Annotated in this window: 10 protein-coding genes; 7 read left to right on the top strand and 3 right to left on the bottom strand. The window is 67.5% G+C overall.

The genetic code is table 11. The features are described 5' to 3' along the window. Window positions 1-125 precede the first annotated feature (125 nt). A complete protein-coding gene (locus ILP86_RS10120) occupies window positions 126-2,252 on the top strand; it encodes a type IIA DNA topoisomerase subunit B (RefSeq protein WP_082682603.1) in 2,127 nt (708 codons plus the stop codon). An 83-nt stretch (window positions 2,253-2,335) separates the two neighbouring features. On the opposite strand, the gene ILP86_RS10115 is transcribed toward ILP86_RS10120, so the two are convergent. Then, on the bottom strand, window positions 2,336-4,777 hold the full coding sequence (locus ILP86_RS10115; protein ID WP_058631765.1) for a DNA topoisomerase (ATP-hydrolyzing) subunit A: 2,442 nt from the start codon (window positions 4,775-4,777) through the stop codon (window positions 2,336-2,338). A 44-nt stretch (window positions 4,778-4,821) separates the two neighbouring features. On the opposite strand from ILP86_RS10115, the gene ILP86_RS10110 reads away from it, so the two are divergent. Further along, window positions 4,822-5,943 (top strand): alkaline phosphatase family protein, encoded by a 1,122-nt coding sequence (locus tag ILP86_RS10110; RefSeq protein ID WP_218867369.1) that lies wholly within the window; start codon window positions 4,822-4,824, stop codon window positions 5,941-5,943. A gap of 47 nt (window positions 5,944-5,990) precedes the next feature. Here the strand turns inward: ILP86_RS10110 and sepH are convergent, their stop codons facing one another. Beyond that, a complete protein-coding gene (gene sepH / locus ILP86_RS10105) occupies window positions 5,991-7,037 on the bottom strand; it encodes a septation protein SepH (protein ID WP_058631763.1) in 1,047 nt (348 codons plus the stop codon). A gap of 198 nt (window positions 7,038-7,235) precedes the next feature. Here sepH and ILP86_RS10100 point away from each other — a divergent pair, with 198 nt between their 5' ends. Continuing rightward, entirely contained in the window at window positions 7,236-7,529 is a 294-nt protein-coding gene (locus ILP86_RS10100) for a DUF4193 domain-containing protein (protein ID WP_046747247.1), read from the top strand. Between the two features lie 73 nt (window positions 7,530-7,602). On the opposite strand, the gene ILP86_RS10095 is transcribed toward ILP86_RS10100, so the two are convergent. After that, window positions 7,603-8,067, bottom strand: coding sequence for a DUF3093 domain-containing protein (locus ILP86_RS10095; RefSeq protein ID WP_046747213.1), 465 nt, complete (start codon window positions 8,065-8,067; stop codon window positions 7,603-7,605). A 12-nt stretch (window positions 8,068-8,079) separates the two neighbouring features. Here ILP86_RS10095 and dut point away from each other — a divergent pair, with 12 nt between their 5' ends. The 4 genes from dut to ILP86_RS10075 all read left to right on the top strand — a co-directional run bounded on the left by dut (window position 8,080) and on the right by ILP86_RS10075 (window position 12,855). Then, window positions 8,080-8,553 (top strand): dUTP diphosphatase, encoded by a 474-nt coding sequence (gene dut / locus ILP86_RS10090; RefSeq protein ID WP_046747212.1) that lies wholly within the window; start codon window positions 8,080-8,082, stop codon window positions 8,551-8,553. Then, on the top strand, window positions 8,546-9,133 hold the full coding sequence (locus ILP86_RS10085; RefSeq protein WP_045264797.1) for a DUF3710 domain-containing protein: 588 nt from the start codon (window positions 8,546-8,548) through the stop codon (window positions 9,131-9,133). The genes dut and ILP86_RS10085 overlap by 8 nt, the downstream gene beginning before the upstream one ends. Next, window positions 9,130-9,864 (top strand): DUF3159 domain-containing protein, encoded by a 735-nt coding sequence (locus tag ILP86_RS10080; RefSeq protein WP_058631761.1) that lies wholly within the window; start codon window positions 9,130-9,132, stop codon window positions 9,862-9,864. The genes ILP86_RS10085 and ILP86_RS10080 overlap by 4 nt, the downstream gene beginning before the upstream one ends. Window positions 9,865-10,017: 153 nt before the next feature. After that, window positions 10,018-12,855: an aconitate hydratase gene (locus ILP86_RS10075; protein WP_046747210.1), complete on the top strand. Its 2,838-nt coding sequence runs from the start codon at window positions 10,018-10,020 to the stop codon at window positions 12,853-12,855. Window positions 12,856-12,883 lie beyond the last annotated feature (28 nt).

The following is a 12,883-nucleotide window of genomic DNA, read 5'->3' as shown; positions in this document are numbered from 1 at the left end:
GCCACCTGTACGCATGCCCGGTTTGCGGCGTGTTTCGCTCAGCGCGTACGCGTGGTTTCCCGACTGGCTTCGCGCGGGGAGTGTCTGCGGAGGAGAGGCAGCTCGCGAGATTAGACTCGGAGATTGTGAATGCCGAGTACTCCGCCCATCATCTCCAGGTGCTTGAAGGCCTCGAAGCCGTCCGCAAGCGGCCCGGGATGTACATCGGGTCGAACGGGTCGCCCGGCCTCATGCACTGCATGTGGGAGATCATCGACAACTCGGTCGACGAGGCGGTCGCGGGCAACGGGACCAAGATCGACATCATCCTGCACGCCGATGGCAGCGTCGAGGTCCACGACCGCGGACGTGGTATCCCGGTCGATGTGGAACCGCGCACCGGCCTGACCGGCGTCGAGGTCGTTTACACCAAGCTGCACGCAGGCGGGAAGTTCGGAGGTGGGTCGTACGCCGCCTCCGGCGGCCTGCACGGCGTCGGCGCCTCCGTGGTGAATGCACTCTCCGAGCGCCTCGACGTCGAGGTCGACCGTGGCGGCAAGACTTATGCGATGTCCTTCCACCGCGGGGAGCCCGGCATCTTCGCCGATTCCGGTGAGAAGCGGCCGGATGCGCCGTTCACTCCTTTCCAGGAGAACAGCGAGTTGCGCGTGATCGGCAAAGCTCCCCGGGGCGTGACCGGTACCCGTGTCCGCTACTGGGCCGACCGTCAGATCTTCACCAAGGACGCGGCGTTCCAGCTCTCCGAGCTCGAGACCCGGGCCCGACAGACAGCCTTCCTGGTGCCTGGCCTGGAGATCCTCGTCAAGGACGAGCGTGCGGCGGGTCAGGTCGTCCCCGTGCCCGACTCCGATGGCGAGACGACCACTCTCGGACCCACCGAGACCTCCTACCTGTACGAGGGCGGAATCTCCGAATTCGTCGACTACCTCGCGATCGACCCGCCGATCACGGACAACTGGCGCATTCAGGGAGAGGGCACGTTCAAGGAGACCGTGCCCGTCCTGCAGCCGGACGGGCACATGGTCGCGACCGAGGTGGAGCGGGTGTGCGCCGTCGACATCGCGCTGCGGTGGGGGACCGGCTACGACACCAAGATCCGCTCGTTCGTCAACATCATCTCCACGCCGAAGGGCGGCACGCACCAGCAGGGCTTCGAGCAGGAGCTGCTCAAGGTGCTCCGCGCGCAGGTGGAGCAGAACGCCCGACGTCTGAAGGTCGGCAACGACAAGCTCGAGAAGGACGATGTGCTCGCCGGGCTGACGGCCGTCCTCACGGTGAACGTGCCCGAACCGCAGTTCGAGGGTCAGACGAAGGAGATCCTCGGAACCCCCGCCGTGCGGCAGATCGTGGCTCAGGTGCTCCGCAAGGACCTGGCTGAGCGCTTCGGCTCGACCAAGCGCGACGACAAGATCCAGGCGTCGCAGCTGCTCGACAAGGTCGTCTCGGAGATGAAGGCCCGCGTCTCGGCGCGCGCGCACAAGGAGACCCAGCGCCGTAAGAACGCGCTCGAGTCCTCGACTCTTCCGACGAAGCTCGTCGACTGCCGCACGAACGACGTCGAACGCAGCGAGCTCTTCATCGTGGAGGGCGACTCGGCCCTCGGCACCGCGAAGAACGCGCGCAACAGCGAGTTCCAGGCGCTGCTGCCCATCCGGGGCAAGATCCTCAACGTGCAGAAGGCATCCGTGGGCGACATGCTCTCGAACACCGAGTGCGCGTCGATCATCCAGGTGATCGGTGCAGGCTCCGGTCGGACGTTCGACATCGACGCAGCCCGCTACGGCAAGATCATCCTCATGAGCGACGCCGATGTCGACGGCGCGCACATCCGCACCCTGCTGCTGACCCTGTTCTTCCGCTACATGCGGCCGTTGATCGAGCATGGTCGCGTGTTCGCAGCCGTGCCGCCTCTGCACCGGATCATCGTGATCAATCCGGGGTCGAAACCGAACGAGACGATCTACACGTACAGCGAGCAGGAGATGCACGCGTTGTTGGCGAAGCTCCGCAAGGCGGGCAAGCGCTGGCACGAGCCGATCCAGCGCTACAAGGGCCTCGGAGAGATGGACGCCGAGCAGCTGGCGAACACCACCATGGACAGGTCGGGTCGTCTGCTGCGTCGCGTGCGGATGGAGGACGCGGAAGCCGCCGGGCGCGTGTTCGAGCTCCTCATGGGGAACGAGGTGGCTCCGCGCCGCGAGTTCATCATCGACTCCTCCGACCGATTGTCGCGCGAGTCGATCGACGCCTGAGACGTCAGACGAAAGAAAGCCGGCCCGGTGCAGACCGGGCCGGCTTCCTTTCGCTCTCACGCGGTCGGACCGCTCGCCTGTGCTCAGACCAGTGTGCGGCCGATACTGCCGATGACACCTTCGACGGGCTGGCCGGACGCGTCGCGGCGTGCTCCGTTCTCCGGAAGCTTGCGGACCGCGCCTGTCGGATCGACGGCGAGCGGCGGGTTGGGTCCGACCCATGCGACCGTCAGTCGGTCCTCACCCTTCAAGAACGCATGGGCGCGTACGCCTCCGGTGGCACGCCCCTTGGCTGGATACTCCGCGAAGGACGACACCTTGGCGCGCCCGGGCTCTGTGCCGGGAAGAGCGCTGTCACCTCCGGATACCGTGGCGACGACGGATTCCGCGGCCGGATCGACGACGCCGAAGAAGAGCACTGATGCGCCGGAGCCGAGCTTGACCCCGGCCATTCCGCCCGCCGGGGCGCCTTGCGGGCGCACAGCGGAAGCCGGGAAGTGCAGCAGCTGCGCGTCGGTCGTGACGAAGACCAGCTCCGCGTCGTCCGGTGCCTCTGCCGCCCCGACCACCGAATCGCCCGGTTTCAGGCCGATGACCTCGAGGTCAGGACGCACCGGGAGGCTGGAAGGGACGATGCGCTTGACCGTGCCCTGAGCGGTGCCGAGCGCGATCGGAGTCTCGCTGTCGAAACGCACGAAACCCAGAACGCGCTCGCCCTTGGTCGTGATGCCGAGGTAGTCGCGCAGGGGAGTACCGGCGGCGAGCTGCACCGACGTCGCCGGCACGGACGGGAGGTCGACGGGGGAGAAGCGGACGACGCGACCGAGGTTGGTCAGAGCCCCGATCTCGGCGCGGACGGTGGTCTCGACGGTGGTCAGGATCGCATCGTGCTTGCTGCGACGTGCAGGGACGGTGAGTTCCTGGCCCTCGCCGAGGTCGACGCGGACGGTACGTCCCGTGGTCGAGAGCACGAGCACGGTGGGCGCATCGGCGATCTGCAGATCGACCGCACCCTTGGTCGCTCGGGGCTTGGGCGGAGCCGCGTTCATCAGGAGTGTGCGCCGCGGTGTTCCGTAGGCATCGGCTGCGGCGTCGAGCTCCTTGGCGACCGCGGCGCGGAGCAGGGTCGGGCTGTCGAGCAGTTCCCGCAGTGCGGCGATCTCCGCCAGCAACGCATCGCGTTCGGACTCCAGCTCGATACGCGAGAACTTGGTCAGACGGCGCAGGCGCAACTCGAGGATGTACTCCGCCTGGAGCTCGCTCAGATCGAAGACGGAGCGCAGCCGCGTGCGGGCCTGCTCCGAGTCGTCGGAGGAGCGGATGACCTGGATGACCTCGTCGATGTCGAGGATCGCGATGAGCAGACCCTCCACCAGGTGCAGACGCTCCTCGCGCCGCTTCAGACGGTATCGGCTGCGGCGGGTGATGACCTCGAGACGGTGACCGACGTAGACGCTCAGCATCTCCTTGAGGCCCAGCGTGCGCGGCTGGCCATCGACCAGGGCGACGTTGTTGATGCTGAACGAGTCCTCCAGCGGAGTCAACCGGTAGAGCTGCTCGAGCACGGCGTTCGGGTCGAAGCCGGTCTTGATGCCGATCGCGACGCGCAGTCCGTGGTTGCGGTCGGTGAGGTCGGTGACGTCGCTGATGCCCTGCAGCTTCTTCGACTGCACCGCATCCCGGATCTTCTCCAGCAGGCGCTCGGGTCCCACCATGTACGGCAGCTCGGACACGATGATGCCGGTACGCCGCGGGCCGAGCGGCTCGATGGAGGTCTTGCCCCGCACCTTGAGGGCGCCGCGTCCGTTCGTGTACGCGTCCTTGACACCGTCGAGTCCCATCAGGATCCCGCCGGAGGGGAAGTCAGGTCCGGGGACGAACTCCATCAGCTCCTCGGTGGTCGCATCCGGATTCTCGAGGAGGTGAGTGGCCGCCGCGACCACTTCGATGAGGTTGTGCGGCGCCATGTTGGTCGCCATGCCGACGGCGATCCCACTCGCGCCGTTGACCAGCAGGTTGGGGAAGGCGGCCGGCAGCACGGCAGGCTGCTGGAACTGACCGTCGTAGTTCGGGATGAAGTCGACGACGTCCTCGTCGAGGTTCTCGGTGAGGGCCAGCGCGGCGGCGGCGAGTCGTGCCTCGGTGTATCGGGCTGCAGCGGGCCCATCGTCGAGGGAGCCGAAGTTGCCGTGCCCGTCGACCAGGGGCACACGCAGCGCCCACTCCTGCGCGAGCCGCACGAGCGCGTCATAGATCGCCGAGTCGCCGTGGGGGTGCAGCTTTCCCATGACCTCGCCGACGACGCGCGCACTCTTGACGTGGCCGCGGTCCGGACGCAGGCCCATCTCGGCCATCTGATACAGGATGCGGCGCTGCACGGGCTTCAGCCCGTCGCGCGCATCGGGCAGGGCACGCGAGTAGATCACCGAGTACGCGTATTCGAGGAACGAACCCTGCATCTCGCTGGAGAGGTCGATGTCCTGGATGCGCTCCTCGACGGGCTCGGGCGGCGGAGTTTTCGGCATGGACTTCCTGGGGGCATACGGGAGCCTGTGTCAGACTGGCTCGGATGTCCTTCATGCTACCGTCCGCGGCGCCCAGCGCCCGGAGTGTCGTCGGGGTGGCGGGCGACCTGTTCGCCGCACTCCGAGGCGAATCCGAGGTTCTGCCGCGCGCGGACTCGGTCGTGCTCGTGGTGATCGATGGGCTCGGGGCGATCAGCCTGCGTGGCCATGCCGGACACGCGCGCTCCCTGACCGCGGGGATGGCGAAGAAGGACGTCGCCCACTCGGTGTTCCCCTCCACCACGGCGGCGGCGCTCACGAGCATCGTCACGGGTGTATGGCCGGGGGAGCACGGGCTCGTCGGTTACCGCGTGCTCGATCCCGACCGCGATGTGCTCGTCAACCAGCTCAGCGGCTGGGAGACCGACGGGATCGATCCGCTCACCTGGCAGTCGGCCCCGACGATCTTCGAGCGAGCGGCCCGCGACGGACACGAGAGTTTCGCCGTCGGGTTCGCCGGGTACGCGCACAGCGGCTTCACCAGAGCCACTCTGCGCGGTGCCGAGTTCGTTCCCGCGACGACCGCGGCCTCGCGGGTCGAAGCCGCATATGAGCTCGCTCGCGAGCACCCGGGGTCGCTCGTCTACTGTTACCTGCCGGAGGTCGACAAGGCAGGTCACAAGCACGGCATCGCCTCCCCGGAGTGGGTCGCCGCGCTGGAGGACGTCGATGCGGCGCTGTCTGCACGTGTCCCGGCGGGCGTGGGCGTCGTGGTCACCTCGGATCACGGGATGGTCGATGTGGCGCCGAACCGTCAGGTCGTCCTGGCCGAGGAGCACGTCGCGGGGATTCGCCACATCGGCGGCGAACCGCGCATGCTGCACGCGTACCTGGAGACCGACGCGGACCGCGCGGCGGTGACGTCGAGATGGCGCGCCGACCTGGAGGGGGTGGCCGACGTGCTCACCCGCGAGGAGGCGATACGTCACGGCCTCTTCGGACCGAAGGTCACAGATGCCGCCGCATCGCGCGTCGGCGACCTGCTCGCGATCGCTCGCGGTGCCTGGGCTCTCTACGACGGTACGGCGGCCGACCAGCGCAGTCGCGGGATGGTGGGCCAGCACGGCGCGCTCACACCGGAGGAGAGACAGGTGCCGGTGATCCGGCTCGGCGCGTTCGAGCGCTGACGCAGCCCCTCATCCCCGCCGCGGGTGGGGCTCAGACCAGTCGCGTCTCACTCATCGGTGCGTGCGCCGAAGACGATCTCGTCCCACGACGGCATCGCGTTCCGGCGACGGCGGCGTCCCGTGGAGTCGCCGGTGTCCGAGCTGCTGTTCTGCGGCGCGGGCTGCGGGGGCTCCGGTTCTTCATCCGGCTGCTCCAGGGCCTCGAACAGTGCGATCGGACTCTGGTCCGATCGATCCGTGTCCTCCACGTCGTCGAGCAGCGGCGCGGTCTCCCGCTGTCCGCGGCGTCGGCGTAGAGCCTCGAGGAGGTCCGCCGTCTCCGGACTCGTGGTCTGCGCGGCGGGAGCGCGCTTGATCGCCGCGTCCTGCGCTGCCGCGTCGGAGCGGGCCGGGAGCGAGGGGTCTTCCACGTCCGCTTCGGGTGCGGGTACCAGCCGCGGTCCGAACGCGCCGGAGTCGAAGCGACTCTCGTCCTTGTACGGCGAGGTCCGCTCGGCATCGACCGCTCGGAGGCGGGGGATGAGACCCTCGGGGAGCGAGCCCTGCCGAGAGAGCTGTGTCGCGTCGGCGTTCAGCGGTGAGAGCGCGCTGCGGCGAGGATCGAAGCTCCAGCGGGCGTCGTGATCGACCTCGTTGGCGGTGAACTCGAGCTTGATGGTCCAACCGGAGTCCTCCTTCCAGCTCGCCCAGCGTTCGGAGGTGGCTTCGATCTCGGCGAGCTTGGCGCGGACGGCCACACCGAAGGTCGGCTGCGCGTCGGGCTCGACCTCGCTGCCGATCAGGACGGGCACGGCGAGGGCCTGTCCGATCACGTGCTCGCGCTCGGCGAGGACGGGTCCTTCGAATCGGGCCACGTCGTCGACGCTGATGCCGAGCAGCTCCGCGACCTCGGGCGCGGTGAGCCCGGCGCGGATCTGGGCCTGGATGTCGCGCGGGCTCGCAGCGAGCTTCTGGGCCGTCGGCTCGCTCTGACGGGTGGCGCGGCGGATCTCGCGCTGCAGCATGTCGTCGATGGGCAGCGCGAACCGCTCGCCCGACTCGGTCGCGAGTACGAGGACTCCTGCTTCTGTGCCGACGATGGTGACGTTTTCCATGCGAATGCCCCTCTGATGGGTGTCCGTTCATGGTGTCACGCGTGAGGGGTCGCGGACGGGAATAGCGTGGGCGTGCCGTGAGTTTCCTCTGTCGCACGGACGAGCATTTGCGTTATGTCGTCCGGTCGTGCAAACTATGGCCGCCGAATATCCGACGGCGCACCACCCACTCGCACCATGAAAGTGGAGATCTACCGCATGGCAACCGATTACGACGCCCCCCGAAAGAGCGAAGACGACTCCGAGTCGATCGAAGCCCTCAAGGAGCGTGTGCCGGACAAGAACTCCGGCTCAAGCGGGGACGAAGACTCCGACAACCCGTCGAGCTTCGACCTCCCGGGTGCCGACCTCTCCGATCTCGAGCTCGATGTCGTCGTGCTGCCCGCGCAGCAGGACGAGTTCACATGCATGAGCTGCTTCCTCGTGAAGCACCGCTCGCAGCTCGACCACGAGGGCGCATCCGGGCCCATCTGCAAGGAGTGTGCTGCGTAAGCAGTCCTTCGAGCGACGTATCACGCGCCCCCGACCGTCTCGGTCAGGGGCGCGCTGTCGTTGGGTGAGCGTGTCAGGTCTGGGAAGCGCGGATCGCGGCGACGAGCCGGTCGGGCGTCCGCGTCGAGATCGTCCATGCGTCCACGGGGTCGTCCTGGTCGAGGTTCGGCACGACGACGATGCCGTCGATGCCGCCGCGGATCAGGTGCCACCCGCGCGCCGGGAGACCGGGGCCGCGGGCATGACGGGCTTCCTCGCCCGTCAGTGCAGTGGGTGCTCCGAGGTGCTTCGTGTCGATGTGCGCGCGACCTGCATGCAGGGTGGAGCCGACGACCGAGACGACCGGTGTGGCGGCGATGACACCGAACACGAGCAGGGCCGATACTGCCGCACCGACGACGAGCGCGACGGTCGAGCCGATCGGCACGAAGACAAGCGAGACCATGGGGCCGGCGACCGCGACGGTCACGAGCAGCCAGAGGCTCGGCGAGAGCCTCTCGCGGTAGCGGGGACGTGAGTCTGTGACGGGGTTCTGCATTAGCCTCATGGGGTGACCGATTCCGTTGATGTCCCCATTATCGCTGCAGTGCTGCCCGGGTATGCGCATCCGGGAGACGCCGGAGCCGATCTCGTCGCTGCCGAGGCGGTGCACCTGGAGCCGGGGGAGCGCGCTCTCGTGCCGACGGGGGTGAGCATCGCCCTACCCGACGGGTATGCGGCATTCGTCGTACCGCGCAGCGGCCTGGCGGCGAAGCACGGCATCTCGATCGTGAACTCTCCCGGAACGGTGGACGCCGGCTATCGCGGCGAGATCAAGGTGAGTCTGATCAACACGGATACCAAGAGCGCGTACGATGTGGCGGTCGGCGATCGTATCGCGCAGCTGATCATCATGCCGGTCACGCGCGCCACGTTCATCCCGGTCGACGTGCTGCCGGACAGCGTCCGTGGTGCCGGTGGATTCGGCTCCACCGGATACCAGGCAGCGACCCACCAGAGCGAAGCAGGACGAGCCAATGACTGACAACAACGAGACCCCTTCGAAGTCGGCACCGTTGAACCGTGCCACCGACGGGCCCTTCGATGACTCCGAGGCGAACCCGGTCCGTCCGTACATCGATCTCGGCGGCATCAAGATCCTGCCGCGCGAAGGTCTGAATCTGCGCCTCGAAGTCGAGGAGCAGTCGAAGCGCATCGTCGCGGTCGGCCTGGACTACGCCGACTCCTCGCTGCAGGTGCAGCCGTTCGCGGCGCCGCGCTCCGGCGGACTGTGGGACGAGACCCGAGTGCAGCTCCGCGACCAGGTCAAAGCCCAGGGCGGTCGCGTCGAGGAGCGCGAAGGCCCACTGGGCAAGGAGCTCCTCGCCGAGGTTCCTGCCACGGCGGCGGAGGGATCAGGGCTGCGTCTCGCGCGTTTCATCGGCATCGACGGCCCGCGCTGGTTCCTGCGCGGTGTGATCGGTGGCGCAGGAGCGTCTGACCCCGAAGCCGCCGAGAAGGTCGAGGACCTCTTCCGCTCGATCGTCGTCGTCCGCGGCGGTTCGCCGATGCCCCCGCGCGACCTGATCCCGCTCAAGATGCCGGCGACTCCGGGTTCCGCGTGAGCGCTCCCGAGCCCGACGCCGAACGCGAGAAGAGCACCTCCGAGATCCTCGGGGCGGCGCTCGGCGGTGCCGCGCGTCGTGCCGGTCTCGATCCCGCTGAGGGCTCCAGCACCCACAAGGTGGTCTGGACGGCGATGGGGGGATGGCGCGGCATCCTCGAGTCCGTGCTGCCGAGCCTCGCTTTCGTCATCCTCTTCACCATCCGCCCGGAGCCGCTGATCCTGTCGTTGGGGGTGTCGGTCGGCCTGGCAGCGGTGTTCACCCTCGTCCGACTGGTGCAGAAGTCGCCGCCCTCCGCCGCGCTGGGCGGTCTCATCGCGGCTGTGGCCGCCGCGGCGCTCGCGCTGTGGACCGGACGCGGCGCGGACAACTTCGTGCCAGGACTCATCACGAACGCGGTCTACGGATCGGTCATCCTGATCTCCGCACTGATCGGATGGTCGCTGATCGGCCTCGCGGTCGGATTCCTGATGGGGGAGGGCACCACCTGGCGCACCGACCGCCGCAAGCGACGTGCGTACTTCTGGCTCGGGATCGCCTGGGCCTCGCTGTTCTTCGCGCGCCTCGCCGTCCAGCTGCCCCTGTATCTCGCCGGCGACGTCACGGCACTCGGGACGCTCAAGCTCATCATGGGGTTGCCGTTGTTCGCACCGCTCATCGCCGTGACCTGGTTGGTCGTACGGGCGCTCCACCCCCGCGAGCCTGCGCGCGAGGATGCCCCCGAGGCGTGATAGATTTATCTTGACATCAAGATAAATCGCAGGCTTTCGCCGGTGCGCTTCCCGGAGCAGACTGGTTAGGTCCCCCTTGCTAGCCGCAGGGGCTCACTGGCGAGCAAGATGGAGGCGCCTGTCGCTCCCATCCGAATAGAAGGAGACGGATTCGTGTCCACGGTGAACAGCTTCGGTGCCAAGAGCACCCTGACAGTCGGCAGCACCGACTATGAGATCTTCCGCATCGACACGGTGCCCGGTTTCGAGAAACTCCCCTTCAGTCTCAAGGTCCTCCTGGAGAACCTGCTCCGCACCGAGGACGGCGCGAATGTGACGAAGGCGCAGATCGAGGCGCTGGGGTCCTGGGACGCAGCGGCTGAGCCCAACACCGAGATCCAGTTCACGCCGGCGCGCGTGGTCATGCAGGACTTCACCGGTGTCCCGTGCATCGTCGACCTCGCCACCATGCGCGAGGCCGTGACGGCTCTGGGCGGCGACGCCAACAAGATCAATCCGCTCTCGCCGGCCGAGATGGTCATCGACCACTCGGTCATCGCCGACCTGTTCGGCTCCGAGAACGCACTCGAGCGCAACGTCGAGATCGAGTACGAGCGCAACGGTGAGCGCTACCAGTTCCTGCGCTGGGGCCAGACCGCCTTCAGCGACTTCAAGGTCGTCCCGCCCGGGACCGGCATCGTGCACCAGGTGAACATCGAGCACCTCGCGAAGGTCATCTACGACCGCGACGTCGACGGCGTGCTCCGCGCCTACCCCGACACCTGCGTCGGCACCGACTCGCACACCACGATGGTCAACGGTCTGGGCGTGCTCGGCTGGGGCGTCGGTGGCATCGAGGCCGAGGCTGCCATGCTCGGTCAGCCCGTGTCGATGCTCATCCCTCGCGTGGTCGGCTTCAAGCTTTCCGGTGAGATCCCCGCCGGTGTCACGGCGACCGATGTCGTGCTCACGATCACCGACCTGCTGCGCAAGCACGGCGTCGTCGGCAAGTTCGTCGAGTTCTACGGCGAGGGCGTGGCATCCGTGCCGCTGGCCAACCGCGCCACCATCGGCAACATGTCACCGGAGTTCGGTTCCACGGCGGCGATCTTCCCGATCGACGACGTCACCCTCGACTACCTGCGCCTGACCGGCCGCAGCGACGAGGCCGTCGCACTCGTCGAGGCCTACGCCAAGGAGCAGAAGCTCTGGCACGACGCATCGCACGAGCCCACCTTCAGCGAGTACCTCGAGCTCGACCTCGGCACCGTCGTGCCGTCGATCGCCGGCCCGAAGCGCCCGCAGGACCGCATCCTCCTCTCGGAGGCGAAGTCGCAGTTCGAGCAGGACATCCTGGCGTACGCGACCGCATCGACCTCGGACTCGGTCGTCGACCTCGAGTCGAAGCACTCCTTCCCGGCATCTGACCCCGGTTCGGTTCCCGGCGAGGAGGAGCCCACCACCACGCGTCCGGTGCACATCAACAGCGGCGCGCCGGCCAACGCCTCGAAGCCCGTCCCCGTGACCACACCCGACGGGGAGAAGTACATCCTCGACAACGGCGCCGTCACCCTGGCTGCCATCACGTCGTGCACCAACACGTCGAACCCGTCGGTCATGATCGCCGCCGGTCTCGTCGCACGCAAGGCGCTCGAGAAGGGGCTCAAGCAGAAGCCGTGGGTCAAGACCACGCTCGGCCCCGGCTCCAAGGTCGTCACCGACTACTACGAGAAGTCCGGTCTCGACAAGGACCTCGAGGGTCTCGGCTTCTACACGGTCGGCTACGGCTGCACCATCTGCATCGGAAACTCCGGACCGCTGATCGAAGAGGTCTCCGAGGCCATCAACTCGCACGACCTCGCCGTCACGGCCGTCCTCTCGGGCAACCGCAACTTCGAGGGTCGCATCAGCCCCGACGTGAAGATGAACTACCTCGCCAGCCCGCCGCTGGTCATCGCCTACGCGCTGGCGGGGTCGATGCACTTCGACTTCGACAACGACGCCCTCGGCAAGGGCAGCGACGGCGAAGACGTCTTCCTGAAGGACATCTGGCCGACGCCAGACGAGGTGCAGGAGATCGTCGACTCGTCGATCTCGCGCGACCAGTTCATCAAGCAGTACGCCACGGTGTTCGACGGCGACGAGCGCTGGCGCAACCTGCCGACGCCGGATGACGACACGTTCCAGTGGGACGAGAACTCGACCTACGTCCGCAAGGCACCGTACTTCGACGGCATGACGATGGAGCTCACCCCGGTGAAGGACATCGAAGGTGCTCGCGTGATGGCGACGCTCGGCGACTCGGTGACCACCGACCACATCTCGCCGGCCGGAAACATCAAGCCGGGGACGCCCGCGGCCCAGTACCTGACGGAGCACGGCGTCGACCGCAAGGATTTCAACTCCTTCGGCTCGCGCCGCGGAAACCACGAGGTGATGATCCGCGGAACGTTCGCGAACATCCGTCTCAAGAACCTCATGGTCTCCGCCGTGAACGACGGGCAGGTCGTCGAGGGTGGCTACACCCGCGACTTCACGCAGCCGGGCGGCCCGCAGTCGTACATCTACGACGCGAGCATGAACTACCAGGCGCAGGGCACGCCGCTCGTCATCTTCGGCGGCAAGGAGTACGGTTCCGGTTCGTCGCGTGACTGGGCGGCCAAGGGCACGAGCCTGCTCGGCGTCAAGGCCGTCATCACGGAGAGCTTCGAGCGCATCCACCGGTCGAACCTGATCGGCATGGGAGTCGTGCCGCTGCAGTTCCCCGCCGGCGAGAGCTGGGAGTCGCTGGGCCTCGACGGGACCGAGATCGTCTCGATCTCCGGCCTGGAAGAGCTCAACAACGGCGTCACGCCGAAGACGGTGAAGGTCACGGCCACCCCGAGCGAGCACTCGCCCGAGGGCAAGCAGCCGGTCGAGTTCGACGCGGTCGTGCGCATCGACACCCCCGGTGAGGCTGACTACTACCGCAACGGCGGCATCCTGCAGTACGTGCTGCGTTCGCTCGTCTGATCGCACGCTGGTCGATCGCGTAACGGAG

The organism is Microbacterium sp. R1, from assembly GCF_015159725.1.
GTDB classification, from domain to species: Bacteria; Actinomycetota; Actinomycetes; order Actinomycetales; family Microbacteriaceae; genus Microbacterium; species Microbacterium oxydans.
Note: the sequence above shows the minus strand (reverse complement) of the source record. Positions and strands in the feature narration are given on the sequence as shown.

Excerpts from the sequence above, each read along its gene's own strand:
- ILP86_RS10095 (WP_046747213.1), bottom strand. The coding sequence starts at position 8,067 with ATGCAGAACCCCGTCACAGACTCACGTCCCCGCTACCGCGAGAGGCTC.
- ILP86_RS10085 (WP_045264797.1), top strand. The coding sequence starts at position 8,546 with ATGACTGACAACAACGAGACCCCTTCGAAGTCGGCACCGTTGAACCGT.
- ILP86_RS10110 (WP_218867369.1), top strand. The coding sequence starts at position 4,822 with ATGTCCTTCATGCTACCGTCCGCGGCGCCCAGCGCCCGGAGTGTCGTC.
- sepH (WP_058631763.1), bottom strand. The coding sequence starts at position 7,037 with ATGGAAAACGTCACCATCGTCGGCACAGAAGCAGGAGTCCTCGTACTC.
- ILP86_RS10115 (WP_058631765.1), bottom strand. The coding sequence starts at position 4,777 with ATGCCGAAAACTCCGCCGCCCGAGCCCGTCGAGGAGCGCATCCAGGAC.
- ILP86_RS10100 (WP_046747247.1), top strand. The coding sequence starts at position 7,236 with ATGGCAACCGATTACGACGCCCCCCGAAAGAGCGAAGACGACTCCGAG.